The sequence below is a fragment of the Streptomyces sp. NPDC032721 genome (assembly GCF_055579625.1).
Window position 1 is genome coordinate 632,966 of record NZ_JBVIMX010000001.1, and the last position, 25,913, is coordinate 658,878.

General features: G+C 69.7%; 23 protein-coding genes. 7 read left to right on the forward strand and 16 right to left on the reverse strand.

Annotated features, from left to right (window positions below):
* Positions 1-224: 224 nt before the first annotated feature.
* The 7 genes from ACZ5PB_RS02695 to ACZ5PB_RS02725 all read right to left on the reverse strand — a co-directional run bounded on the left by ACZ5PB_RS02695 (position 225) and on the right by ACZ5PB_RS02725 (position 5,892).
* On the reverse strand, positions 225-1,634 hold the full coding sequence (locus ACZ5PB_RS02695; protein ID WP_468687111.1) for an 8-oxoguanine deaminase: 1,410 nt from the start codon (positions 1,632-1,634) through the stop codon (positions 225-227).
* A 45-nt stretch (positions 1,635-1,679) separates the two neighbouring features.
* Entirely contained in the window at positions 1,680-3,122 is a 1,443-nt protein-coding gene (locus tag ACZ5PB_RS02700; RefSeq protein ID WP_468687112.1) for a nucleobase:cation symporter-2 family protein, read from the reverse strand.
* Between the two features lie 72 nt (positions 3,123-3,194).
* Positions 3,195-4,118, reverse strand: a complete 924-nt coding sequence (gene pucL / locus ACZ5PB_RS02705) for a factor-independent urate hydroxylase (protein WP_468687114.1) — start codon at positions 4,116-4,118, stop codon at positions 3,195-3,197.
* A 5-nt stretch (positions 4,119-4,123) separates the two neighbouring features.
* Complete coding sequence (gene uraH / locus ACZ5PB_RS02710) at positions 4,124-4,525, reverse strand: hydroxyisourate hydrolase (protein WP_468687115.1); 402 nt, start codon at positions 4,523-4,525, stop codon at positions 4,124-4,126.
* A complete protein-coding gene (gene uraD, locus ACZ5PB_RS02715) occupies positions 4,525-5,040 on the reverse strand; it encodes a 2-oxo-4-hydroxy-4-carboxy-5-ureidoimidazoline decarboxylase (RefSeq protein WP_468687116.1) in 516 nt (171 codons plus the stop codon). Before uraD ends, uraH begins: the two co-directional genes overlap by 1 nt.
* A gap of 189 nt (positions 5,041-5,229) precedes the next feature.
* Entirely contained in the window at positions 5,230-5,607 is a 378-nt protein-coding gene (locus ACZ5PB_RS02720; protein ID WP_468687118.1) for a helix-turn-helix domain-containing protein, read from the reverse strand.
* On the reverse strand, positions 5,608-5,892 hold the full coding sequence (locus tag ACZ5PB_RS02725) for a hypothetical protein (RefSeq protein WP_468687120.1): 285 nt from the start codon (positions 5,890-5,892) through the stop codon (positions 5,608-5,610).
* A 124-nt stretch (positions 5,893-6,016) separates the two neighbouring features.
* On the opposite strand from ACZ5PB_RS02725, the gene ACZ5PB_RS02730 reads away from it, so the two are divergent.
* The 4 genes from ACZ5PB_RS02730 (at position 6,017) to ACZ5PB_RS02745 (ending at position 11,972) form a co-directional block, all read left to right on the forward strand.
* Positions 6,017-6,877, forward strand: coding sequence for a TIM barrel protein (locus tag ACZ5PB_RS02730; RefSeq protein WP_468687122.1), 861 nt, complete (start codon positions 6,017-6,019; stop codon positions 6,875-6,877).
* A 32-nt stretch (positions 6,878-6,909) separates the two neighbouring features.
* Entirely contained in the window at positions 6,910-7,800 is an 891-nt protein-coding gene (locus ACZ5PB_RS02735; RefSeq protein ID WP_468687124.1) for a 2-hydroxy-3-oxopropionate reductase, read from the forward strand.
* A 251-nt stretch (positions 7,801-8,051) separates the two neighbouring features.
* On the forward strand, positions 8,052-9,512 hold the full coding sequence (locus ACZ5PB_RS02740; protein ID WP_468687126.1) for a catalase: 1,461 nt from the start codon (positions 8,052-8,054) through the stop codon (positions 9,510-9,512).
* A 360-nt stretch (positions 9,513-9,872) separates the two neighbouring features.
* Positions 9,873-11,972, forward strand: coding sequence for a fructose-specific PTS transporter subunit EIIC (locus tag ACZ5PB_RS02745; RefSeq protein ID WP_468687128.1), 2,100 nt, complete (start codon positions 9,873-9,875; stop codon positions 11,970-11,972).
* A gap of 27 nt (positions 11,973-11,999) precedes the next feature.
* Here the strand turns inward: ACZ5PB_RS02745 and ACZ5PB_RS02750 are convergent, their stop codons facing one another.
* The 5 genes from ACZ5PB_RS02750 to gcl all read right to left on the reverse strand — a co-directional run bounded on the left by ACZ5PB_RS02750 (position 12,000) and on the right by gcl (position 18,237).
* Positions 12,000-12,674 carry a response regulator gene (locus tag ACZ5PB_RS02750; RefSeq protein ID WP_468687129.1) on the reverse strand — a complete coding sequence of 225 codons (675 nt, stop codon included), beginning with the start codon at positions 12,672-12,674 and terminating at the stop codon, positions 12,000-12,002.
* Positions 12,671-13,960, reverse strand: a complete 1,290-nt coding sequence (locus ACZ5PB_RS02755) for a sensor histidine kinase (protein WP_468687131.1) — start codon at positions 13,958-13,960, stop codon at positions 12,671-12,673. Before ACZ5PB_RS02755 ends, ACZ5PB_RS02750 begins: the two co-directional genes overlap by 4 nt.
* A gap of 28 nt (positions 13,961-13,988) precedes the next feature.
* Positions 13,989-15,167, reverse strand: a complete 1,179-nt coding sequence (locus ACZ5PB_RS02760) for an acyltransferase family protein (protein ID WP_468687133.1) — start codon at positions 15,165-15,167, stop codon at positions 13,989-13,991.
* Positions 15,160-16,143: an alpha/beta hydrolase gene (locus tag ACZ5PB_RS02765; RefSeq protein WP_468687135.1), complete on the reverse strand. Its 984-nt coding sequence runs from the start codon at positions 16,141-16,143 to the stop codon at positions 15,160-15,162. The genes ACZ5PB_RS02760 and ACZ5PB_RS02765 overlap by 8 nt, the downstream gene beginning before the upstream one ends.
* A 309-nt stretch (positions 16,144-16,452) precedes the next feature.
* Positions 16,453-18,237, reverse strand: a complete 1,785-nt coding sequence (gene gcl, locus ACZ5PB_RS02770; RefSeq protein WP_468687137.1) for a glyoxylate carboligase — start codon at positions 18,235-18,237, stop codon at positions 16,453-16,455.
* A gap of 1,095 nt (positions 18,238-19,332) precedes the next feature.
* Between gcl and ACZ5PB_RS02775 the strand changes: the two genes are divergently transcribed.
* Entirely contained in the window at positions 19,333-19,695 is a 363-nt protein-coding gene (locus ACZ5PB_RS02775; RefSeq protein ID WP_468687139.1) for a hypothetical protein, read from the forward strand.
* A gap of 29 nt (positions 19,696-19,724) precedes the next feature.
* Positions 19,725-20,216 carry a GNAT family N-acetyltransferase gene (locus ACZ5PB_RS02780; RefSeq protein WP_468687141.1) on the forward strand — a complete coding sequence of 164 codons (492 nt, stop codon included), beginning with the start codon at positions 19,725-19,727 and terminating at the stop codon, positions 20,214-20,216.
* Here the strand turns inward: ACZ5PB_RS02780 and ACZ5PB_RS02785 are convergent, their stop codons facing one another.
* The 3 genes from ACZ5PB_RS02785 to ACZ5PB_RS02795 form a co-directional block, all read right to left on the reverse strand.
* Positions 20,217-20,594, reverse strand: a complete 378-nt coding sequence (locus tag ACZ5PB_RS02785; protein ID WP_468687142.1) for a hypothetical protein — start codon at positions 20,592-20,594, stop codon at positions 20,217-20,219. It lies immediately after the preceding gene.
* 226 nt (positions 20,595-20,820) lie between these two features.
* Positions 20,821-22,422 carry an AMP-binding protein gene (locus ACZ5PB_RS02790; protein WP_468687144.1) on the reverse strand — a complete coding sequence of 534 codons (1,602 nt, stop codon included), beginning with the start codon at positions 22,420-22,422 and terminating at the stop codon, positions 20,821-20,823.
* A 113-nt stretch (positions 22,423-22,535) separates the two neighbouring features.
* Positions 22,536-23,108 (reverse strand): dihydrofolate reductase family protein, encoded by a 573-nt coding sequence (locus ACZ5PB_RS02795; RefSeq protein WP_468687145.1) that lies wholly within the window; start codon positions 23,106-23,108, stop codon positions 22,536-22,538.
* 200 nt (positions 23,109-23,308) lie between these two features.
* On the opposite strand from ACZ5PB_RS02795, the gene ACZ5PB_RS02800 reads away from it, so the two are divergent.
* A complete protein-coding gene (locus tag ACZ5PB_RS02800; RefSeq protein WP_468687147.1) occupies positions 23,309-24,211 on the forward strand; it encodes an aminoglycoside phosphotransferase family protein in 903 nt (300 codons plus the stop codon).
* A gap of 50 nt (positions 24,212-24,261) precedes the next feature.
* Here the strand turns inward: ACZ5PB_RS02800 and ACZ5PB_RS02805 are convergent, their stop codons facing one another.
* Positions 24,262-25,803: an AMP-binding protein gene (locus tag ACZ5PB_RS02805; protein WP_468687149.1), complete on the reverse strand. Its 1,542-nt coding sequence runs from the start codon at positions 25,801-25,803 to the stop codon at positions 24,262-24,264.
* Positions 25,804-25,913: the final 110 nt, after the last annotated feature.

Sequence of the window (25,913 nt, forward strand, 5' to 3'; positions counted from 1 at the left end):
GCGGTGCCGAGGGTGGAGCGGCGGTGCGGTGTGCCGGTGGTGCGGGTGCTGCTGGTGGTGCGCCCAGGTAGTACTGACCGCCCCGGAGACACGAGGCTTTGGGCCATGTCCCGGGGCGGCACCTGAACAGCCCGCTCGGCCGTTCAGGTCCGGTCGGGGGCCGTCCCCCCCGACCGGAGATTGTTGATCACCGCCGTTTCGCGGTGATGTCGATCAGTGTTCGATCAGTGTTCGGCCGCGATGCGGGCCAGTCGGCGCGCCTCGTCCCGCGCGCTGCGGGCGATGGCGTCCTCGTCCACCGTGATCAGGTGGTTCCCCTCGACGACGGGCTTGCCGTTGACGAGGGACAGGGTGACCGGGGCCGCCGCGCCGAAGACGATGGCGGTGACCGGGTCGGCGATGGTGGAGTGGCCGAGGCCGTCGATCTTCCACATCACCAGGTCCGCGAGCTTGCCGGCTTCGAGCGAGCCGATCTGGGCCGCGCGGCCCAGTACTTGGGCGCCTCCGTAGGTGCCGAGGCGGAGCGCCTGGCGGGCGTTGAGGGCCCGCTCGCGGTGCTCGGTGTTGAGGCGGTTGATGAGGAGCGCGTTGCGCAGCTCGGTGTGCAGCTCACCGGACTCGTTGGAGGCGGTGCCGTCGACGCCCAGGCCGACCGGTACTCCGGCCTTCAGCATGTCGGGGACCCGGGCGATGCCCGCGGCGAGACGTGCGTTGGAGGAGGGGCAGTGGGCGACGCCGGTTCCCGTACGGGCGAAGGCGGCGATGTCGGAGTCGTTCATGTGGACGCAGTGCGCCATCCACACGTCGCTGCCGAGCCAGCCCGTCGACTCGAAGTAGTCGGTGGGGCCCATGCCGAACAGCTCGTGGCAGAACTTCTCCTCCTCGACCGTCTCGCTGCCGTGGGTGTGCAGCCGTACTCCCTTGCGGCGCGCCAACTCGGCGCCCTGCTTCATGAGTTCGGTCGAGACCGAGAAGGGGGAACAGGGCGCGACGGCGACCTGCGTCATGGAGTCGAAGGACGCGTCGTGGTGCTGGTCGACGGTGGCTTCGGTGGCGGCGAGCGCGCCCTCCAGGGTTTCGATGGCGAAGTCCGGCGGCAGGCCGCCGTCCGACTCGCCCCGGTCCATGGAGCCCCGCGCGAGGGTGAAACGTACCCCCATGTCGGAGGCGGCGCCGATGATCGCGGACGACAGGTCGCCCGAGCCGCGCGGGAAGACGTAGTGGTGGTCCATGGCGGTGGTGACACCGCCGCGGGCCATCATGGCCAGGGAGCCCTGGGCGGCCGCCGTCACCATCTGTTCGTCGATCCGCGCCCAGGTGGGGTAGAGGGCGACGAGCCAGTTGAACAGGTTGTGGTCGGTGGCCAGGCCCCGGGTGATCCACTGGTAGAAGTGGTGGTGCGTGTTGATCAGGCCGGGAGTGACGAGATGTCCGGTGCCGTCGATGCGGCGGACCACGTTCTCCAGGCCCTCGGGCGCCGTGCCCGCGCCGATGGACTCGATCCGGTTGCCCGCGACGACGACGTGGCCCGACGCGTATTCCGTGTCGTTGGCGTCGACGGTCGCGATCGCGCAGTTCTCGATGACGATACGAGAGACGGGCTCGCGCGAAGCTTTTGCTGCCGGTGCTGCCATGGGACTGGTTCCTTTACCTCTGTGATGAATGGGCACGGCAGGACCCTAGGAGGATTTGAGTGCCACGGGCGTCGCTGGCGTGCGCCGCTCGCGGGTGCCGAGATGGTGGAAGAAGAGATTGAGCAGGACCGCGACCAGTGCGCCGGCGCTGATGCCGGAGCCGAGGACGGTCTGTGCCCAGGCGGGGAAGTCCGCGTAGAAGGTGGGCGCGGCGAGCGGGATGATGCCCGCGCCGAGTGCCACCGCCACGAGGATGATGTTCGAGCTGTCGTCGAGTCCGGCCTCGGAGAGGGTACGGATGCCGCTGACCGCGATCGAGCCGAAGAGGACGATTCCGGCGCCGCCGAGCACGGGCATCGGGACCATCGAGACGACCGCACCGAGGACGGGGAAGGCGCCGAGGAAGAGCAGCGCACCGCCCGCGACGGCGACGACGTACCTGCTGCGGACCTTGGTGAGCGTGACCACGCCGACGTTCTGGGCGAACGCGCTGGTCGGGAAGCCGCCGAAGACGGGTCCGATCAGGGTCGCGATGCCGTCGGTGCGCAGGCCCCGGGTGATGGTCTTCCCGTCGCAGTCGCGTTCGCAGATCTTGCCGAGGGCGAGCATCCCGGCCGAGGACTCGGTCATCAGGACCAGCATCACGATGCACAGCGAGAGGATCGCGGCGGGCTGGAACTCGGGGGCGCCGAAGGCGAAGGGGGTGGGGAGCGCGGCGATCGGGGCTTCCTTCAGCCCGCTGAAGTCGGCCAGCCCGAACGGGATGGCGGCCAGCGTGCCGATCAACATGCCGAAGAGCAGGGCGACTTGCTTGACGAAGCCCTTGCCGAACCGCTGGATCAACAGGATCACGGCGAGGGTGAAGGCGGCGAGCGCCAGGTACTTCATGTCGCCGAAGTCGGCGGATTCCTTGTTGCCGCCCTGTGCCCAGGCGACGGGCACGGGCATCAGCGTCACCCCGATGAGGGTGATCACGACGCCGGTGACCAGCGGCGGGAAGAAGCGGAGCAGCTTCCCGAAGAAGGGGCCGATGGCGAGGCAGAACACTCCGGCGACCATCACCGCACCGTAGATCGCGGGGAGTTGGTGTCCCGGCGCGCTGGTCTCGGCGATGGCGAGCATCGGGGCGATGCCGGCGGAGGAGGCGGCGTTGACGAAGGGCAGCCGGTTTCCGGCGAACTTCGTGAGGCCGATGGTCTGCAGGATCGTGGCGAGTCCGGCGATCAGCAGGCTCGCGGCGATCAGCCGGGTCATCCCGGCGGCGTCCAGACCGCAGGCCTGGCCGATGATGAGCGGAGGGGTGACGACGCCTGCGTACATGGCGGCGATGTGCTGGAGCGCGGCGGGGACGAGCCGCTTGGCGGGGAGCTTTTCGTCCACCGGGTGCACGGGGTCGAGGAGGTCGACCGGCTGCCCGAGCGGAGTGCTCTCCTCTTTACGGGTGGAACACGGGCCTTCTGCTGCCGGCCCCTTTGCTGGCTGTGCCATGAATGTTCGTTCCCTCCGGTCGATCGGCGCCGCTCCCTACTGCGGGCGGGGAGCGGCGCGGACGTGACCGCGTCAGAGGTTGGTCATGTCGACCGGGATCTGCGGCTCGACCCCGTCCCGGAGGATGGTGGCCTCGATGAGGCCGTACGGGCGGTCGGCTGCGAAATAGACCTCGTTGTCGTTCTTCAGCCCGAACGGTTCGAGGTCGACCAGGAAGTGGTGGTTGTTGGGCAGCGAGAAGCGGATCTCGTCGACCTCGCTACGGCTGTTGATGACCCGCGAACCCATTTGGTACAGCGTCTGCTGGAGCGACAGGGAGTACGTCTCGGCGAACGCCTGGAGGATGTGCTTCTTGGTCTGCTCGTACGACTTCTCCCAGTTGGGCATCCGGTCGTCGTCGCTGGTCCAGTTGAAGCGCCAGGCGGCGGAGACGTCGGTGCACAGGATGCGGTCGTACGCCTCCTTGAGCGTCGTGTACTTGTCCTTGACGTAACCCCAGAACTCCGAGTTGGTGGAGTTCATCACCGTCAGGTCCTTGAGGCCGGAGATGACCTCCCAGTTCGTCCCGTCGAAGGTGATCTGGGTGGTGCGCAGCTCCTGGCCCTTGCGGGCGAAGGAGTGGTTGACCTCGTCGGAGCCGATGAACTTGGAGTTGTTGTCCGAGGTCGCGATGCGCTCCCAGGAGTACTCCTCGATCCGGATCCGGGCCTTCTTGATCGGCTCCTGCGTGGTCACGAAGTGACGCGCGAGGTGGATGCCGAACTGCTCGGCGGACTCGATGCCGTGCTCCTTGGCGAACGCGTACACCGTGTTCTTGGTGGTGTCCGTGGGGAGCACGTTGGCGTTCGAGCCGGAGTAGTGGACGTCGTCCATGTCGCCGGAGAGTGCGACCGAGACGTTCAGGTCCTTGATGTGGTGGGTGTCGCCGTCCCGCGTGATCCTGACGACGCGGTTCTCTGCTTTGCCGTACTGGTTCTGGCCGAGAATGGTGGGCATCGGTGCTAGCTCCCTCGGTATACGGAGTAGCCGAACGGGTTGAGCAGCAGCGGTACGTGGAAGTGTTCGCCCGGTACGACGGCGAAGGTGATCGCCACTTCCGGGAAGAACGCGCCGCTGTCCCTTACGCGGGGGGCGTCCTGCTGAGCCTCGGCTTCGGTCTTGCTCTTCTTGCTGGCGAAGTAGGTCTCGGTCTCGAAGTCGAGCCGGACGTGGGTCGTGCCCTCCGGCAGGGCCGGGAGGTCCTTGCAGCGCCCGTCCGCGTCGGTCTTCGATCCGCCGAGCGTCGTCCAGTCGGCGCCGGCGCCGCTGCGGGCGGTCAGCGTGATGGCGACGCCCTCGGCGGGGCGGCCGATGCTGGTGTCCAGGATGTGCGTGGACACCGAGGCGGTGGTGGCGGTACTCATCAGTTCTCTTCTTCCGATTCCACGAGGCGGGTCAGCCGGATGCGGTTGATCTTGCCCAGTTCGGTGCGGACGATCTCCCGCTCCTGCTCGGGCGAGTTCTCGATCCGCGTCTTCACCGCATCGCGCATGTACTCACCGGTCGCGCCGGTGGCACAGATCAGAAAGACGTGTCCGAACCGCTCCTGGTACGCCAGGTTCAGTTCGAGCATCTCGGCCTTGAGTTCCTCGGAGGCGCCGGCCATCGAGCGCTGTTCGCGCGCTGAGGTCGGGTCCCCGGGCTTCGGGCGGCCGATCGGCGGGTGTCCCGCCATTGCTTCGGAGAGGTCCTCGGCGGTGAGTTCCGCGAGGGCGGCGTCACTGGCGAGAAAAAGCTCTTCTGCGGTGGCGTACGGGCGCTGAGCGCTGAGCTTGCTCCCCCACGCCGAGCTGGCACACACCTCGTGGAGTTCGGCCTGGGCCGCGGTCTCGGAGAGGGTGTTGAACCGGGTGAGGCCCGGTGTCTGGACCGAAGTCACGGGAGCCTCCGTGGCCTTGTGCTGGACGGGCTGCGCATAGCTAACGCTCTCAACAACTGGACGTCAACAGTTTGTTGAAACTTCGCGAACACAAAAGCCGCCGTCCCCTTGCGAGGACGGCGGCGGCCAAAAATGATCGATCAAACGGGGTGCGGCCCACCCCCTCCAAAGGGGCACTTCGGACCTCAGCTAGTCCCCTTTGGAGGCGTTCTCCCGGTTGAGGTAGTTGTAGACCGTGAAGCGGGAGACACCGAGCGCCCCCGCCACCGTCTCCACCCCGTGCCGTACGGAGAAGGCGCCGCGCGCCTCCAGGGTCCGTACGACCGACTGCTTGGACTTGCGGTCCAGCTCCGCGAGCGGCATGCCGTGCCCCCGCTCCAGGGCGGCCAGGATGTGGTCGAGGGAGTCCGACAGCTGGGGCAGCCGCACGGCTATGACGTCCTCGCCCTCCCAGGCGAGCACCACGTCGTCGCGGCCGGCCAGGCCCGGCTCCATCATTTCGGCCCCCATGGCGTCGACGAGCGGCTTGACCGCCGTGACGAGTGGGTGATCCCCGGGCTCCGTCATTTATCCAGCCTCCCCGTTCCGGTCCCGCCCATCGTCGGCGGCGGCCTCGCCGATCACGTTGACCTGCAGCGAGACGCGGGTGGCGCCGGCCGCGAGCGACTTGCGCAGCAGGGCGTCGACCGCCGTGAGCACCGCGTCCGCCCCGCCCTCCGCCGTATTGCCGAAGGGGCCTACGTCGACCGCGTCCAGCTCGGCCGCCTGGATCACCTCACGGGCGGCCACCGCATGCGGGGGCGCCTCGTCGAGATCGAAGGGCTCGGTCGTGAACTCCACTCTCAATCGCACGCGCTCAACCTAACCGGCGATCCATGAAATCCGGCAGCCCCTCTTGACAAGTGCGAAGCTCCAGTTGCAACCTTCCATCAAGCAGAAAACAACTTCCGCAATACGGAAGGAGCCCGAACGCCTTATGGCCCCTCTTTTCTCGGACAAGCGCGGCACGGACCAGCGCTTCGATGTGAACCTCTCGATCCTCTTCACGGAACTCCCGCTCCTGGAGCGTCCCGCGGCAGCCGCCGCGGCCGGCTTCACGGCGGTCGAGCTGTGGTGGCCCTGGATCGAAACCCCCACCCCCGACCAGGCCGAGCTCGACGCCCTGAAGAAGGCGCTCGACGACGCCGGCACCCAGTTGGTGGGCCTGAACTTCTACGCGGGCCAACTGCCCGGACCGGACCGGGGCGCGCTCTCGCTCCCCGGCGAGGAGTCGGACCGCTTCCGCGCCAACATCGACGTGGCGGCCGACTTCGCCGCCTCGGTCGGCTGCAAGGCGCTCAACGCGCTCTACGGCAACCGCGTCGAGGGCGTGGACCCGCAGATCCAGGACACCCTGGCCCTGGAGAACCTCGTCCTGGCGGCCCGCGCGGCCGACCGTGTCGGGGCGATCCTGCTGGTCGAGGCCCTGAACAAGCCGGAGTCGCCGCTCTACCCGCTGGTGAGCGCACCGTCCGCGATCGCGGTCGTCGACAAGGTCAACGAGGCGACGGGGCTCGGCAACGCCAAGTTCCTGCTCGACCTCTACCACCTGTCGATGAACGGCGAGGACCTCAACGAGGTCATCGACGCGTACGCCGACAAGACCGGCCACGTCCAGATCGCCGACAACCCGGGCCGCGGCGCGCCGGGCTCCGGCGACCTCGACTTCGTCGACCTGCTCGGCCGCCTGAAGAAGGCGGGTTACGAGGGCTGGGTCGGCCTGGAGTACAAGCCGGGCGACCGCCCGAGCGCCGGCGCGTTCGAGTGGCTCCCGCAGCCGCTCCGCGCCGCCAACTGACTTCACTGACACCGCATTTGAGAGGCACCCTCATGAGCACCCTCCCCAAGATCGGATTCATCGGCCTCGGCATCATGGGCTCCCCCATGGCCGAGAACCTGCTGAAGGCCGGTTACGACGTCACCGGGTACACCCTGGAGCAGCCCAAGATCGACCGTCTGGTCGCCGCGGGCGGCAAGGGTGCCGGCTCGATCGCCGAGGCCGTCAAGGACGCCGACGTCGTCATCACGATGGTGCCCGCCTCCCCGCAGGTCGAGGCCATCGCCTACGGCGCCGACGGCATCCTGGAGAACGCGAAGTCCGGTGCGCTGCTGGTCGACATGTCCTCGATCACCCCGCAGACCTCCATCGACCTCGCGAAGGCCGCCAAGGACAAGGGCATCCGCGTCCTGGACGCCCCGGTCTCCGGTGGCGAGGCCGGTGCGATCGAGGCCGTACTGTCCATCATGGTCGGCGGCGAGCAGGCGGACTTCGACTCCGCCAAGCCGGTCCTGGAGGCCCTCGGCAAGACCATCGTGCTGTGCGGTCCGCACGGTTCGGGCCAGACGGTGAAGGCCGCCAACCAGCTGATCGTCGCGGTCAACATCCAGGCGTGCGCCGAGGCCGTGGTCTTCCTGGAGAAGTCCGGCGTGGACCTCACCGCCGCGCTCGACGTCCTCAACGGCGGTCTGGCCGGGTCGACCGTACTGACCCGCAAGAAGGACAACTTCCTCAACCGCGACTTCGCGCCCGGTTTCCGGATCGACCTGCACCACAAGGACATGGGCATCGTCACCGACGCCGCCCGCAACGTCGGTGCGGCGCTCCCCGTCGGCGCGGTCGTCGCCCAGCTGGTCGCCTCGCTGCGCGCCCAGGGCGACGGCGGCCTGGACCACTCGGCGCTGCTGCGCGCGGTCGAGCGGCTGTCCGGCTCGCAGGTCTGAAACCCGTCGGGCCACTGAGCCTGACACCCGTTGGGCCACTGGGCCTGACCTGCGGCTTCCTCACCGAAGCCGCCCCCACTCTCCGGGCTGCGGCGGCGCTGACACCTGTCCTGTCGCGCCCAGGCGCTGCCGCGGCCCGGGTCTCACACTTGTTCCATTCTTAAATTCAACAAACTGTTGACGCCGCGTTCTCCGCGTACTTACGCTCCTCACGCCGCCAGCAGATCCCGCAGGAAGGTCCCAAGGTCACCATGTCGAAGCGTGTGCTCACGACCGAGTCAGGCGCCCCGGTCGCCGACAACCAGAATTCCGCCTCCGCCGGTGTCGGTGGCCCGCTCCTCCTCCAGGACCAGCACCTGCTGGAGAAGCTCGCCCGATTCAACCGTGAGCGCATCCCGGAGCGCGTCGTGCACGCCCGCGGCTCCGGTGCCTACGGCTACTTCGAGGTCACCGACGACGTCACCGGCTTCACCCGCGCGAACTTCCTCAGCGAGGTCGGCAAGCGGACCGAGACGTTCATCCGCTTCTCCACCGTCGCGGACAACCTCGGTGGCGCGGACGCGGTCCGTGACCCGCGCGGCTTCGCGCTGAAGTTCTACACCGAAGAGGGCAACTACGACCTCGTCGGCAACAACACCCCGGTGTTCTTCATCAAGGACCCGATCAAGTTCCCCGACTTCATCCACTCCCAGAAGCGCGACCCCTTCACGGGCAAGCAGGAGCCGGACAACGTCTGGGACTTCTGGGCGCACGCCCCCGAGGCGACGCACCAGATCACCTGGCTGATGGGCGACCGCGGCATCCCCGCCTCGTACCGCCACATGAACGGCTACGGCTCGCACACCTACCAGTGGACGAACGCCGAGGGCGAGGCCTTCTTCGTCAAGTACCACTTCAAGACGAACCAGGGCATCCGCTGCCTCTCCGCCGAGCAGGGCGCCGAGATCGCCGGCAAGGACGCCAACTCGCACCAGACGGACCTGCTCCAGGCCATCGAGCGCGGCGTCAACCCGTCCTGGACGCTGTACGTCCAGATCATGCCGGCGGCCGAGGCGGCGGACTACCGCTTCAACCCGTTCGACGTGACCAAGGTGTGGCCGCACTCGGACTACCCGCTGCAGCGCGTGGGCCGCCTGGTGCTCGACCGCAACCCGGACAACGTCTTCGCCGAGGTCGAGCAGGCCGCGTTCTCCCCGAACAACTTCGTCCCGGGCATCACCGCCTCGCCGGACAAGATGCTCCAGGGCCGCATGTTCGCCTACGCGGACGCCCACCGCTACCGCCTGGGCGTCAACCACACCCAGCTGCCGGTGAACGCGCCGAAGAACGCGCCCGCCGACAACTACGGCCGCGACGGCCACCACGCCACCCGCTACGGTTCGCGCCACGACAAGAACTACGAGCCCAACTCGTACGACGGTCCCGCGCAGACGGACGCCCCGCTGGGCGCCCCGCGCGAGCTGTCCGGCTGGACCGGTACGTACGCGAACGCCGCGCACGTCAAGGACGACGACTTCTTCCAGGCCGGTGAGCTCTACCGCCTGATGTCGTCCGACGAGCAGGCCCGTCTGATCGCCAACATCGCCGGCGGCCTCTCGCAGGTCACCCGCGACGACGTGGTCGAGAAGAACCTGGCGCACTTCCACGCCGCCGACGCCGAGTACGGCAAGCGCGTCGAGGAAGCGGTGCGCGAGCTCCGCGAGAACCAGTAGCCACCGATTCCTGGCCACTACTGGTAACTCACAGACTGCGACCCGGATTTGACGGGAGGTCAGATCCAGGTCGCTGTCCGTGCCGCCGGCCCGAAATGAGGGGTGGTCGGCGGTACGGGCCGATACGAGGACCGCGGTGGCGCGAGCCAGTGCGGTGGTGAAGGTGGCAGAGGTCCGTTCCTCGACCTGAGCGGAACGGTCCACTGCCACTCATCGCTCCACCGCGGCCTCATTCTCACCAGCACGCAGCGCCAGGGCGCGGAGTACGGACGGTCCCGTACTCCGCGCCCTTTGCGCACCCCTCCCCCGTTCGGCCCAACGGACCCGCTCCCACCAGTACGTACGCGATCCCCGGCCCCGATGCTGGAGGGACCAGGAGAAGGCGCGCGCCCGACGTGCGCCGTGCGGCGTCAGGAGATTCCCGTGGCCAGTCCGCCGAGTGGGCCGTCCGACGAGCAGCGCAGGCTCAAGCTGATCGCGGTGACCGCCTGTCCGACCGGTATCGCGCACACCTACATGGCTGCCGAGAAGCTGGCACAGGCCGCCGAGGCGCTCGGCGTCGACATGAAGGTGGAGACGCAGGGGTCCATCGGGGCCGACAACGTGCTCTCCGCCGCCGACGTCAGCGAGGCGGACGGCGTCATCATCGCCGCCGACAAGGACGTCGACCGCGAACGCTTCGCGGGCAAGAAGGTGCTGGCCGTCGGGGTCGCCGAGGGCATCCGGCGCCCGGAGCAGCTGATCGAGCTGGTCAAGGACGCGCCCGTGCAGAGCGGCGCGGGCGGCGGGTCCGGGGGTTCCGGCGGTTCGGGCGGTTCCGGCGGGGCGTCGGGCGGTGGCGGTGGCCATGAGCGCAGTCTCGCGTACAAGGCGCTGATGAACGGTGTCTCGTACATGATCCCGTTCGTGGTCGTGGGCGGTCTGCTCATCGCCATCTCGCTGGCCATCGGCGGCAAGGCGACGCCCGAGGGACTGGTCATCCCCGAGGGGTCGTTCTGGGAGAACATCAACAACATCGGTGTCATCGGCTTCAAGCTGATGGTGCCGATCCTGTCGGGGTACATCGCGTACGCGATCGGCGACCGGCCCGCGCTGGTGCCGGGCATGATCGGCGGGTGGATCGCCAACGACGGTTCGTACTACGACTCGGAGGCGGGCGCCGGGTTCATCGGGGCGATCGTGACCGGGTTCCTGGCCGGGTATCTGGTGCTGTGGATCAAGAAGGTCCCGGTGCCGAAGTTCGCCATGCCGATCATGCCGATCATCGTGATCCCGATCATCTCGACCACGGCGCTCGGGCTCTTCTTCATCTATGTGTGCGGCAAGCCGATCGCCTGGCTGTTCACGCATCTGACCGACTGGCTCGGCGGGATGACCGGTACCAGCGCGATCCTGCTGGGCGCGATCCTGGGGCTGATGATCGCCTTCGACATGGGCGGTCCGGTCAACAAGACGGCGTTCCTGTTCGGCGCGGGCCTCATCGCCACCGGCAACTCCCATGTGATGGGCATGTGCGCGGCGGCCATCGCCGTCATGCCGCTGGGCCAGGGCCTGGCCACGCTCCTGCGGCGCGGGCTCTACTCCGAGCAGGAGCGGGAGACCGGTGTGGCGGCCCTGTTCATGGGCCTGTTCGGCATCTCGGAGGGTGCCATTCCGTTCGCCGCCGCCCGGCCGGCCCAGGTCATTCCGGCGAACATGCTGGGTGGTGCGGTGGCCGGTGCGATCGCCGGTATGGCGGGGGTCACGGACGCGGTGCCGCACGGCGGGCCGATCGTGGCCGTGCTCGGTGCGGTTGGCGGGGTGCCGATGTTCTTCCTGGCGCTGGCGGCGGGCACGGTGGTCACCGCGCTCACCACGAACGCGCTGATCGGTATCAAGGCACGGCAGCCGGCCCCCGCACCCGTGGGCGCGACGGAGTCCGCCATGGTGGCGGCCGGTGCCGCGGCAGGTGCGGTGAGCACGGGAGCGGTGGCCTCGGGGCCGGCCGCGGGTCCGGCGGACGACGAGGTGCTGTCCGGGTACCTGACCGCGCGGACCGTACGTACGGAACTGGCGGCGGACACCAAGGACGCGGCCATCCGCGAACTGGTGGCGATGCTGGCCACCACCGGCAAGGTCGCCGACCCGGCAGAACTGGTCCGCGCCGCCCTCGCCCGGGAGGCCCAGGGGACGACCGGGCTCGGCGAGGAGATCGCCATTCCGCACGCCAAGACGGACGCGGTGACCTCACCGGTCGTGGGCTTCGCCCGGTCGGCGGAGGGCGTGGAGTGGGGGTCGATGGACGGGACCAGGGCCCGGCTGATCTTCATCATCACGGTGCCGGAGGCCGCCGCGGGCGACGAGCACCTGCGGATCCTGGCGCTGCTGTCACGCAAACTGATGGACCCGGGCTTCCGGGAACGGCTGCTGGCGGCACCGGACGAGCAGGCGGTCCTCGGGGTGCTCGCCGAGGTGCGTTAGGGCGTGTCCGGCGCATCAGTGCCCGGATCAGTACCCGGACGGCCGCACCAGGCCCGTCTCGTACGCGAAGACGGCGGCCTGCGTGCGGTCCCGCAGGGTGAGCTTCTGGAGGATGCGGCTCACATGCGTCTTCACCGTCTGCTCCGCGACCACCAGCTCGACCGCGATCTCCGCGTTGGAGAGGCCCTGTGCGACCAGGGACAGCACCTCGGTCTCCCGCTCGGTGAGTTCGCCCACCCGTGCCTTGAGCGGCCCCTTCGCCGAGGAGCTGACGCGCGCGAACTCGGCGATCAGACGCTTGGTCAGATGGGGGGCGAGCAGTGCGTCCCCGCCCGCCACCACCCGTACCGCATGGGCGAGTTCGTCGGCGGAGGCGTCCTTGAGGAGGAAGCCCGACGCCCCGGCGCGCAGCGCCTCGTACACGTACTCGTCGAGGTCGAAGGTGGTGAGGACCAGGACCTTCAGGCGTGCCTCGGGCCGCTCGGTGAGGATGCGGGTGGCGTCGATGCCGCCCAGTTCGGGCATCCGGATGTCCATCAGGACGACGTCCGGGTCGAGTTCGGCGACCCTGTCGACCGCGTCGCGGCCGTTGACCGCCTGGCCGACGACCTCGATGTCCGGCTCGGCGTTGAGCAGGACGGTGAAGCCCTGGCGGACCATCATCTGGTCGTCGGCGATCATCACCCGGATCGGGTTCGTCATGGGCGGGCTCTCCCCTGTCGGTCGGTGTGGGGTGCGGTGGTGAGCGGGAGGGTGGCCACGACCTCGTAGCCGCCGTCGCGCAGGGGTCCGGCGGCCAGTTCGCCGTCGAGCATGGCGACGCGTTCGCGCATCCCGAGCAGTCCGTGCCCGGCGCCGGGCGAGGGGGCGACGGGCCTGGCGGGGGCGCTGTTGGCAATCTTGAGGGTGAGGGCCGCCGTGTGGTGGGCGACGGTGACCCGGACGGTGGCGCCCGGTGCGTGCCGCATGGCGTTGCTGAGGGCTTCCTGGACGATGCGGTACGCGGAGAGTTCGACGCCCGGGGACAGTTGGCGCACCTCCCCCGTGGTCCGCGCCTCGACGGTCAGGCCGGTCGCGCGGACGTTGGCGAGGAGGTCGTCGAGGCGGTCGAGGGTGGGCTGCGGGGTCTGTCCCGCACTGCCGGCGGTGCTGCCGTCCTTGGCGTCACCGTTCCTCAACACGCCCAGGACGCGCCTCAGTTCGGTGAGTGCCTCGACCGCGTTCTGCCGTATCCCGGCGAGGTTCTCGCGCAGTTCCGGGGACGGGTCGTCGACCAGGTGCGGGGCGACCTGGGCCTGGATGGAGATCACCGACATGTGGTGGGCGACCACGTCGTGCAGTTCGCGGGCGATCCTGCTGCGCTCTTCCAGGAGGGTGCGGCGGGCGCGTTCCTCGGCGGTCAGGCCCTCCTGTGCGACGAGGCGGCTGCGGGCGAGCCTGGCCCGCCGCTGGGCGGTTCCGGCGAGTGCGGAGACGGCGAGGACCGTGAGAGGGATGGTGGAGAGCCGCTCCTGCGGTGGGGTGACGGCCAGTGCCGCCGACATCGTGACCACCAGCGCGGCCACCACCGGCACCAGCCGGACCCGCAGCGCGAGCAGGAACAGCCCCATGGCCTGGCCGACGAGCCCGGCCCCGGACCACGCTCCCGCCATCGATTCGAAGGCGCCGTCCCTTGCCGACAGGGCGATTACCAGCGTGTTCGCGGAGAGTACCCACCAGGCGGCTGCGGGCCAGATCAGCGCTCCGGCAATCGCCACGCCCAGGACCGCCGAGAACAGCACGCTCAGATCGCGGTCGATCCCGAAGCCGTAGTGCAGGTTGTTGATGTGGAAGAAGAAGACGACGACCGCGAAGGTCCACACCAGCACGTGCGGCAGCAGGGGCGGCCAGCCGTCCTGCATCCTGGGCAGCGGGTCGGCCCGCAGCGTGAGAAGGTCCTCCCTGACCTGCCTCGCCGCCGACGTGACCTGCTGTTTCGTCCGGCTCATGGCCTTCGCTCCCCCCATGTGGGTCACCTTATGCATGGCGCCGCACCGGCTCCCGGGCAGGTGGTGCCGGTGCTGTGCGGGTTCGTACGACTCCCTGTTCGTACGCCCGGAAGGCCGCCCCGCAGACCAGCAGCGCGCAGCCGAACACCGGCAGCCAGCCGATCCTGGCGAGTATCCAGGCCGCGCCGGTGGGTTCGGTGTGCAGTCCGGGCAGCGGGCGCCCGGCGAAGAGGCCGAGGGCGGTGACGGCCATCATCGCGGTCTGGTGCCAGAGGAAGACGGTCATCGCGGACAGGTTGAGCAGGGCGACCGCCGCCCAGGCGAGCGGGCGTCGCAGCACCCGGCGCAGCGGGCCGAGGACGAGCAGGGCCGCACCGCACTGGGCGAGTCCGAAGCAGACGGCGGCGAGGGTGGGCGGGTTGAGGTTGGAGACCTGCGCGCCGGGGACGCCGACCATGGAGGCCGGGTAGCCCCCGAACACCACGAGGGCGGCGGTCGAGGCAACGCCAACCACCAACAGATTCACCCCTGTTGTACGTATCTTCCGGGGCTGGAGTCCGCCGTTGGCCCACAGGGCGCCGAGGCAGTACGGAACGAGCCAGCCCGCGCCGACGTTGATCCAGCCGAGCCACTGCGGGCCGTCGAGCCCGAAGCGGACGAGGTCGACGTGCAGGACGACGGCGAGCGGCCAGAGCGGGTGGAGCTTCGCCACCAGCGGGGTGGCGGCGGTGAGCGCGGCAAAGACCAGCAGGAACCAGAGCGGTGAGAGCACCAGCTTGAGGAGCGTGCTGAGGGTGTCGGGCGCGACCCCGCCCACGAACACCGCGGCGGCGACGAAGGCCCAGGTGACGGCGACGGCGGCGATCGGCCGGGAGAGCCGGAGCATCCTGGCGGCCAGCCAGCCCCGGTAGGTCTCACCCCTGGCGCGGGCGGCGGCGTACCCCTTGGCGCCGACGTGCCCACCGACCATGAAGAAGACGGCGAGGGTCTGCAACACCCAGGAGATCGGGGCGAGTTGAGGCATGCCGTGCAGCGGGCTGGCACTGTGGACGGTGCCGGTGTCGACGACGAGCGCAGTGACCAGCCAGTGCCCGAGGACCACGCCAAGGATGGCGAAGGCGCGCAGGGCGTCCACGGCGCGGTCGCGTCCGGGCGGGGTTGCGGCGTCGATGCGGCGGGCGAGGGCGTACGGGCGGAACCTACGCATCGCGGCCCGCCACGATCCCGGCGATGCTCCGCAGCGAGACCGAGCCGCGCTTCAGATAGCCGCTGTGGTCGCCGTCCCCCGCGTCGAAGTGCCGGGCGCCGTAGACGGGGCTCATCGGATCCTCGCCGAACCCGACGGTGAGGAAGGGGAGTTCGACGGAAACGTGCGGTACGTCGGCGATCCAGTCGGCGCTGCCCCGGCCGGCCCAGACGGTGGCTCGGGTGCCGAGGGCGGCGGCGTCGGACACTCCGGTGCCGGGGCTGCCGAAGAGGACGAGGTTGTCGGCGTCGAGGCCGCGCGCGGCGCGGGCGCAGACGACGGAGCCGTAGGAGTGGCAGAGGAAGGAGACGTGTGCGGCAGGCCGCAGCCGCTCCAACTCAGCGGAGAGAAGGCGGAGTTGTTCGGCTCCGGCGTCCGCGCGGTCCGGGGTCACGGCGTCCGTGCTGATGGTGGCCGGGGTGCGGTAGCCGACCCAGGCGACGACCGCCGCCCCCTCCCCCAGCTGGTCCCGCAGTGCCTCGGCTCCGTCGCGCAGCCGGCCGTAGCGGTCCACGGAGGTGTCGGCGCCGGGGACCAGGACGGCGATCCGGTCGGCCGTCGCGAGGTCGCCGAGGACTTCGGTGGTGCGTCCGCCGTCACGGCCGTCGAAGGAGAGGAACTGCCTTACAGGTGAGGCGAGTTCGCGCAGTACGGCGGCCCGCTTGTGCGCTCCGTGCGCGTCGGCGGCGCGGGCGGCGGCGCGGATGTCCTCGCGCCGGGTCTCGTACCGTACGGCCAGGTCGTCGGCGGTCGGGGAGTACAGCCGCCCCAGGGCGGTCGGCGCCGGTGCGGGCACCTCTGTCGCCCCTGCCGCGCCCGCCACCGGTACGGCCACCGAGGCTGCGACCAGTGCGGCGAGCAGCGTACGGCGCAGCCTGCCGGGGCGGGCGGCGCGCGGGCCTCGGGTACGGCTGCGAGGGCTGGGGCGGGGCGTCATGGTGGCGGGTGGTCCTTCCGTACCTGGCAACGTGCGTTGCCGGTACCGAAGTTATGGATCACCCGTGGTCGTCGGCGTCCCGCGCGGGAGTGGACCTTGCACGTAGCTCTCAGGTATGACGAGGGCTACGTGACGGGGACTGCACGGCAAGGGGGCCGGTCGCCGCGTGCTGCTGTGACCGGCCCCGGGTGCGCGAATGCGGTGGTACGTCCCCGATCCGCCGAGCGGGGACGTACGACTACGACCTGGCGAGCGAACCGCACTCGCCTGCGCGCTACTTACTACTTGCTACTTGCTACTTGCTACTTGCTACTTGCCGACGAACTGCCGGATCGCGGTGGGCGCGTGACCGGGCTCGGTCACGACGTCCTCCCACTCGTTGACGGCGTCGATACCGGCACCGCTCATCGAGATGTTGGTGATGCGCTCCAGGATCGCCTCGACGACGACCGGCACCCGGAACTCGGCGGCCAGCTTCTTGGCCTCCTCGAAGGCGGGCAGCAGCTGGTCGGGCTCGGTGACCCGGATGGCCTTGCAGCCGAGGCCCTCGACGACCTTGACGTGGTCGACGCCATAGACACCCAGCTCGGGTGAGTTGATGTTCTCGAACTCCAGGTTGACCTGGAAGTTGATGTCCAGGTTGCGCTGCGCCTGACGGATCAGGCCCAGGTAGGAGTTGTTCACCAGCACGTGGACGTACGGGATGTTGTGCTGCGCGCCGACGGCCAGCTCCTCCAGCATGAACTGGAAGTCGTAGTCGCCGGAGAGGGCGACGACCTGGCCCTCGGGGTCGGCGGTGGCAACGCCGAGCGCGGCCGGGATGGTCCAGCCGAGCGGGCCCGCCTGGCCGCAGTTGATCCAGTGGCGCGGCTTGTAGACGTGCAGCATCTGCGCGCCGGCGATCTGGGAGAGGCCGATGGTGGTGACGTACCGGGTCTCCGGGCCGAAGGCCTTGTTCATCTCCTCGTAGACGCGCTGCGGCTTGAGCGGCACGTTGTCGAAGTGGGTGCGGCGCTGGAGCTGGGCCTTGCGCTCCTGGGTGGAGGCGGACCACTCGCTGCGGTCGGGGAGCTTGCCCTCGGCCTTGAGCTCCTTGGCCACCTCGACGAAGAGCTCCAGGGCGGCCTTGGCGTCGGAGGCGATCCCGTAGTCCGGCGCGAAGATCTTGCCGAGCTGGGTGGGCTCGATGTCGACGTGGACGAACTTGCGGCCCTTGGTGTAGACGGCCAGGTCGCCGGTGTGGCGGTTGGCCCAGCGGTTGCCGATGCCCAGGACGAAGTCCGACTCCAGGAAGTTCGCGTTGCCGTAGCGGTGCGAGGTCTGGAGGCCGACCATGCCGGCGTTCAGCTCGTGGTCGTCGGGGAGGATGCCCCAGCCCATGAGGGTCGGGATGACCGGGGTGCCGGTCAACTCGGCGAACTCCACCAGGAGTTCGGAGGCGTCGGCGTTGATGATGCCACCACCGGCGACGATCAGCGGGCGCTCGGACTCCAGCAGGAAGGAGATCGCCTTCTCGACCTGGGCGCGGCTCGCGGTCGGCTTGTAGACCGGCAGCGGCTGGTACGTCTCGGGGTCGAACTCGATCTCGGTGAGCTGCACGTCGATCGGCAGGTCGATGAGGACCGGGCCGGGGCGGCCGGAGCGCATCAGGTGGAAGGCCTCCTGGAAGACGCCAGGAACCTGGGCGGCCTCCAGCACGGTCGTCGCCTTCTTCGTGACCGGCTTGGCGATCGAGGCGATGTCGACCGCCTGGAAGTCCTCCTTGTGGAGCTTGGCGACCGGCGCCTGGCCCGTGATGCAGAGGATCGGGATCGAGTCGGCGATGGCCGAGTAGAGCCCGGTGATCATGTCGGTGCCGGCGGGGCCGGACGTACCGATGCAGACGCCGATGTTGCCGGCGTTGCTACGGGTGTAGCCCTCCGCCATGTGGGAGGCGCCCTCGACGTGGCGGGCGAGCGTGTGCTTGATCCCGCCGCCGGCCTGGAGGGCCTTGTAGAAGGGGTTGATCGCCGCGCCGGGCACGCCGAACGCGTGGCTCACGCCTTCGCGCTTGAGGATCTCAACTGCTGCGAGCGCAGCGGTCATACGGGGCATCGGGTCACTCCTGTGCTTCAGGCCGGTTTTCCGTAATGCGGAAGTACTGTTCTGCTATGTGGAAGCAACATAGGATGCGAGGGTGGCGACGTCAAGGGATGCGTCCACGGTTCGAGAGGCGGGGCCGGCTTCAACAACCGGACAGAAAGAAGCGGAAGTGCCTGCAAAGCCTTCACACTTGGTGTGACCATGGACGACAGAGCGCATCGGCCGGTCACACCAAGTTCCAGGGCGACTCGCCCCTGTGCTCATCGCTGAACCACAGAACCGCTGAACCGTTACTGCCCGGAACCCCACCTGGGAGGTCGCCCCATGGGAAGCAGCGTGCCGGTGCGGTGCCCCGCGTGCCGGCGTGATCACGCGTTCGTACCGTCGGTCTTCCCCTGCGCGTGCGGCGCACCCTTGGCCCCGCCCCTGCTGCGCGGCGCCCCACCGCAACCGATCACCCGCCGCACCTGGACGGACTCCTGGGTAACGGTCCGCTGCCCGTCCTGCGGCCGCCAGGACCAGTGGCCCCAACCGGAACTGGGCTGCAGCTGCGGAACGGTATTACGCATACCGGTCCGCCCTGCCCCGACCTCACCGGACCGTGACCGAACCCCCGCCCCGGAAGGGCCGGGCACCCTCCCGGACCAACAGGGCGGACTGGGACGACAGGGCGGCCCGGAGAGACCGTCGGGCGGACCGGGCGCTTGGACAGACCCACGCACACCGGACACCCCACCCGGGTCGGGTGTCCCCGCCCATCCGGAGGCGCCGGGCGCCCGTAGCGCAGCTGGGGTGCCGCCCTCTCCGGCGGGGCCAGGTGCGCAGGGCGGCCCCGGGGGCATCCCGGCCGACGGGCCGCCCGGGCTGGGGGCTGGGGCTGCGCGGGTGTGGCGGGGGACGCCCGAGGCGGACGCGGTGCCACCTGGTGCGGGGCCGGATGGTTCCGGCGCGGGGCCGACCGGGTCCGGGGCCTTCCCCGGTGGGATCGGCGCGGCTCCCGGTGGCTCCGGGGTTCCGGGGGTTCCGGACGGCCGTGACTCCGCCGATGACCCCGTCTACCGGCCCTCCTTCGTACGGCCCCCGCGGCCTCGGCCGCCGTTTCGGCCGTTGGCCATTCGTAGTGCGCGGGATGCCGTCACCGCCGCCGCGCTCTATCTCAAGTGGCTCGGGTTCCGGGACATCCTCCAGTCGCCCGAGCATCCCGCCTCCGGCATCGACCTGCGTGCGCCGGGACTCGTCGCGCAGGTGGATCCGCGTACCGAGCCGTCCACCCTGCGGGACGTCGAAACGCTGTGGCTGCACGGGCTCAACTCATCGGCGCTCAGCGTGTTCTTCTCGCTGGCCGGGTACGCCCACGACACTCGCGCCCGCGCCGATTCGCTCGGCGTGCCGCTCTTCGTCATCGACCGGACCGGCACTCCGCAGCCTGCCAACACCACGGCCGACTCCCTGCTCCTCAGCGGGGCGTGAAAGGGCCCGGGGCACGCGATACTCGTGTCATGTCCGTACGTCTGGCCACCGCCGCCGAGCTGCCGCTCCTCCAGGACATCGAGCGCGCGGCCGGTGAGCCCTTCCGCGCGCTCGGCATGCCGGAGATCGCGGACGACGACCCGCCCCCGCTCGACCTGCTCAGTTCGTACCAACTCGACGGCAGGGCTTGGGTGTTCGACGGCGAGCAAGGCCGTGCGGTGGCGTACCTCATCTGGCAGCCGGTGGACGGGGCGGCGCACATCGACCAGGTGTCGGTGCATCCGCGGGCCGCCCGGCGCGGGGTGGGCCGCGCGCTGATCGAGCACCTGGCGAAGGTGGCTGGGCTCGACCGGCTCACCCTGACCACCTTCGCGGAGGTGCCGTGGAACGCTCCGTACTACGCGCGCCTCGGCTTCGTCACGCTCACCGACGCCGAACTCACGGACGGTCTGCGGGAGATCGTCGCCGAGGAGGCGGCGCTGGGCCTCGACCGCTGGCCGAGGGTGTGCATGCGGCGCTGATCAGTAACCCTGGCTGTTCGGGGCGTAGTTGGGCTGACCGCCGTAGCCCGGAGTGACACCGGACGGGGCCGTGGGAGCGGCCGAGGCGGAGGGCCGGCCCGCGCCGATCGCCACGGACGCGGAGGCGACCAGCAGGCCGACGCCGGCGAGGGAGATCGTGAGGCCGGTGTTCTCGGCACCGTTGGAGAAGGTGTGGTTGTTGGGGCCGGAGCTCGCGCAGCGCTGCTTCTCCTTGGAGCCCATGTCGAACCCGCAGACCCATTCCAGCGTGTGCCGCTTCTCGGCCTTCTCGTCGTCCGTCTCGATGTAGCCGTACACGAGCAGGCCGAACCCGGCGATCATGAACAGGACTTGGAGGATTCTGGCAACTGGGTTCATGGGGTGCACTCGCCTCAATGGGGCCGTTTACGGACAGGGCGGGGTCGCCGCCGCCCGTCACAGCGCGCACCACGTCTCCGGCGCGCACTCCCCCGTGCCACGTATCCCCCGGCCCGTATCCTGACGCAGCAGCACCGTACGAGCAAGGGATTCCGGCCACCGGGGGCGCCGCGACGGTGGCCCGCAGGCGCCACGGCCAGGGTGTCCCGCCGGTCCCGCGACCCCCTCAACTCCCGTACCGCTCCCGCAGTTCGACCTTGCGCACCTTGCCGCTGACGGTGAGCGGGAAGGCCTCCATGATCTCCACCCGGCGCGGCACCTTGAAGTGCGCCAGCGCGTCCCGGCAGTATTCGGCCACTTCCGCCGCCGTCGGCGGGTCGGCGGGGTCGCGCGGCACGACGCAGGCCAGGATCTCCTCGCCGTACCGCTCGTCGGGCACCCCGACCACCTGCACGTCCGCGATCTTCGGGTGCCCGTACAGGAACTCCTCGATCTCGCGCGGGGAGATGTTCTCGCCGCCCCGGATGATCATGTCCTTGATCCGGCCGACGATCCTGACGTAGCCGTCCTCGCCCATCTCCGCGAGGTCCCCGGTGTGCATCCACCGTGCCGCGTCGATCACTTCGGCGGTCTTCAGCGGCTCGTCCCAGTAGCCGAGCATCACGCTGTAGCCACGGGTGCACAGCTCGCCGCTCCGGCCGCGCGGCAGGGTGACCCCGGTCGCCGGGTCGACGACCTTGACCTCCAGGTGCGGCATGACGCGCCCGACGGTCCCGGTGCGGCGCGCCAGGTCGTCGTCGCGCCGGGTCTGCGTGGAGACGGGCGAGGTCTCGGTCATCCCGTAGCAGATGGCCACTTCCGCCATGCGCATCTCGGCGACCACCCGCTTCATGACCTCGGCGGGGCAGGGCGATCCGGCCATGATGCCGGTACGGAGCGTGGAGAGGTCGTACGAGGCGAAGTCCGGCAGCCCCAACTCCGCGATGAACATGGTCGGTACGCCGTACAACGCGGTGCAGCGCTCCGCCTCGACGGCGCGCAGGGCGGCGGCGGCCTCGAAGGACGGACCGGGGACGACGATGCACGCCCCGTGGGTGAGCGCGGCGAGGTTGGCCAGGACCATGCCGAAGCAGTGGTAGAAGGGCACGGGCACACAGACCCGGTCGTTCTCCGTGTATCCCACCAACTCGCCGACGAAGTAACCGTTGTTGAGGATGTTGTGGTGGGAGAGGGTGGCTCCCTTGGCGAAGCCGGTGGTGCCGGAGGTGTACTGGATGTTGATCGGGTCGTCGCAGGACAACTCGGCGACGCGTGCCGCGAGTTGCCCGGTCGTGGCGAGGTCGGCGGTGAGCTCCCGCCAGCTCGGGTCGCCGATGTAGTGCACGGAGCGCAGCTCCGGACAGTCGTCGGCCACCGCCTCGACGAGCGCGCGGTAGTCGCTGCCCTTGTGGGTGAGCGAGGCGATGAGGAGGGAGACCCCCGACTGGTTGAGTACGTACGCCAACTCGTGCGACCGGTAGGCGGGGTTGATGTTCACCATGACCGCGCCGATCCGGGCGGTGGCGTACTGCACGAGCACCCACTCGGGGCAGTTGACCGCCCAGATGCCGACCCGGTCCCCCTTGCCGACACCCAGCGCCATCAGCCCCCGCGCCAACTCATCGACATCGGCGCCGAGTTGGCGATACGTCCAGCGCCGCCCCGACCCCACGTCCACCAGCGCCTCCTGCCCGGGGAAGGCGGCGACCGCGCGGTCCAGACTGTCGCCGATCGTGTCGCCGAGCAGCGGCGTCGTACCGGATCCGTGGGCGTACGAGAGGGCTGTCATGGGGGTCAGCATGCCGCGTGGATCACCGGCGTGACCAGAGCGCGGCAGACACAGGGGGATGCGCGTCCGGACCGGCGGCGGCACCGGCACCGGCACCCGCACCCGCACCGGTGTCAGCGGACGACGTCGAAGACGTTCTTCTGGAGGCCGTTGGCGTAGGCCTCGTGCTCGACCAGCTTCAGCTTCTGGGTGTCCTTGTCCGTGGTGCTGAAGAGCCGCTTGCCCGCTCCGAGCAGCAGCGGGAAGACCAGCAGGTGGTAGCGGTCGATCAGCCCGGCGTCGGAGAGTGCCTGGTTGAGGGTGGCACTGCCGTGCATGATGATCGGGCCGCCCTCGGTCTCCTTCAGCGCGGCGACGTCATCGAGGGTACGCAGGATGGTGTTCTCGCCCCAGTTCGTGACCAGGGCGTCTTCGCTGAGGGTGCTGGAGACGACGTACTTGGGCATCGGCTTGTACTCGGCGAACTCCGGCATGTCCGGCCACACCTGGCTGAAGGCCTCGTAGCTGGTCCTGCCGAACAGCATCGCGGTCGCTTCCTGCTGCTCGCGGCCCTTGATCTCGAACGCCTCGGGGAGGAACTCGATCTCCTTGAAGGTCCAGCCGGAGTTGCGGTAGCCGGGCTCGCCGCCCGGGGCCTCCACCACTCCGTCGAGCGAGATGAAGGCGGTGCTGATCAGAGTGCGCATCTGTGGATCCTCAAGGTCTCGTTGCGGGGCGTTCCGTATGCCGGCGCTTGGCCGTTGCAGTTGCCGTTTGCCGTTGCTGTTGCCGTTGCCGTGTCTTGTACGTGTTCAGACCGGTGTTCTCGCGAAAACTCATCGCTCGCACCCCGGGTTCCCCCGAGAATATGCGGACCACGCCCATCACCCCAGTACAGGAGCAGCACTTGGCAACCGGGAGTTCCGCCCGTCCCCGCCCCGCGATCGATGCCGAGCTGGCCGGACGCCTGGTCGGCAGCCAGTTCCCGCAGTGGGCCGGACTGCCCCTGAAGCTGCTGGATCCGGCCGGTTCGGACCATGTGATCTACCGGCTGGGCGAGGAGCTCGCCGTACGGCTCCCCAGGCACGCCGACGCCATCGGGCAGGCCGCGAAGGAGTCCGAGTGGCTCCCCCGGCTCGCCCCGCACCTTCCCCTGGCCGTCCCGGTTCCGGTGGCGGTGGGCGCGCCCGGCTTCGGCTACCCCTGGCCGTGGGCGGTGTCCCGCTGGCTGGACGGCGAGGTGGCGACCACCGAGGCACTGGCCGACTCCCCCGGCGCCGCCGTCCAGCTCGCCGAATTCCTCACCGCACTCCAGCAGTTCACCCCCACGGGGTTCCCGGCGGCGGGCACCGCAGGCCCTGACCTCGCCTCCGAGTCGCTGGCCGACCGGGACCGTACGACCCGGGCCGCCATCGCGGAGGTCGACGGCACCTTCGACGCCCGCGCCATGACCGAGCTGTGGGACGCGGCCCTGGACGCCCCGGCCTGGGGCCGTCCGCCGGTCTGGTTCCACGGCGACTTCCACACCGGGAACCTGCTCACCGTCGACGGCCGCCTCAGCGCCGTGATCGACTTCGGCAACCTCGGGATCGGCGACCCGGCCTGCGACCTGACCATCGCGTACACCCTGATGACGGCCGACACCCGCACCGCCTTCAGGACCGCGCTCGCCGTGGACGACGCGACCTGGGCCCGTGGCCGGGGCTGGGCCCTGACCACGGGACTCAACGCCTACACCGCCTATGCGGCGGCCAACCCCCGCGTCGCCGCCCAGACCACCCGCCAGATCACCGAGGCACTGGCGGGCTGAGCATCCGGCGGGCCTAGTACCGGGCGGGGCAAGGTGCAGGGGCAGGGGTATCAGTTGATCTCCCGCTCCCGGCCCTCCCAGTACGTCTCGCGCAGCTTGAACTTCTGGATCTTGCCGGTGGCCGTGCGCGGGATGTCGTCCCGGAACTCCACGCTCGTCGGCGCCTTGTAGCCCGCCAGGCGTGCCTTGCAGTGGGCGATGATGTCGGCTTCGGTCACCGAAGCCCCCGCCTCGCGGACCACCAGCGCCTTGATCGTCTCGCCCCACTTCTCGTCCGGTACGCCGATGACGGCGACCTCGACCACCTCCGGGTGGCTGAAGATCGCGTCCTCGACCTCGATGGAGGAGACGTTCTCACCACCGGTGATGATCACGTCCTTCCTGCGGTCGGAGATGGTCAGGTGTCCGTCGGCCTTGTCGAGGGTGCCGCCGTCGCCCGTGTGGAACCAGCCGTCCTTCAGCACCGCCGCCGTCTCCTCGGGCTTCTCCCAGTAGCCGTCCAGCACGACGTTCGACCGCGCCAGCACCTCGCCGGAGTCGGCGACCCTGAGCTTGACGCCCAGCGCGGGCAGTCCCGCCTGGGAGAGCTTGCGGGCCCGTTCGGCGGGCGGCAGTCCGGCGTCCTGGGGCCGCGTGCGGTTGAACGTCAGCAGTGGCGAGGTCTCCGTCAGACCGTAGATCTGGGTGAACTGCCAGCTCAGTTCCTCCTCGACGCGCTGGATCGTCCGGCTGGGCGGCGGTGCGCCCGCGCAGACGATGCGCACCTTGTCCCGGCCCGGGATCTCGCCCTGCCAGGAGGCCGCCGCGTCCAGGACCAGGTTCCACACCGCCGGGGCCCCGCACATCAGCGTCACCCCGTGCTCCTCGACGCGGCGCAGGATCTCCGTCCCGTCGACCTTGCGCAGCACCACCTGCTTGACGCCGAGACCGGCCATCACGAACGGCATGCCCCAGCCGTTGCAGTGGAACATGGGGAGGGTGTGCATGTAGACGTCCCTCTCCCACACCCGGGCGTGCAGTCCGAGGGTCAGTCCGTTCACCCAGATGTTGCGGTGGGTGAGCTGAACTCCCTTGGGGCGGGCGGTGGTTCCCGAGGTGTAGTTGATGGTGGCGGTGGCGTCCTCGTCCGGGTTCGACCACGGGCGCGGGTCCACTCCGAAGCGCATCAGCTCCGTCTCGGTCTGCTCGCCCAGGACGAACCGGTGGTCCGTCTTGATGCCCGCGGTGGCCCCGTCCAGCTCGGGGTCGACGAGGAGCACGGAGGCACCGCTCTGGCGCACCAGGTACTCGATCTCCTCCGTCTTCAGCCGGAAGTTGACCGGTACGGCGATCCGCCCGCTCATCGGCACCGCGAACAGCAGCTCCAGGAGGCGGGCGGAGTTGTGGCTGACCACCGCCACCCGCTCCCCCTCGCGCACGCCCAGCGCGTCGAGGCCCGCCTGCCACGCTCTCACCCGCTCGCCGAGCCGCCCGTACGTGGTCACCGGCACCGGTGGGGCGGGCTGGTCCGGCTCGTCGATCACCCCGGGGCTGGTGGCGAACCCGAGTTCCGCCCGGTCCAGGAAGTCGGCAATCGTCATCGGGACGCGCATCGTTCTTCCCTGCTTCCTACGAGTCGAGTGGTCGCTAGCATCCTGTTTCACCGGCCCGGTTCTCACCACCCCCGAACAGGGGTGGATCACGGAACTACTGCCCGGGACGC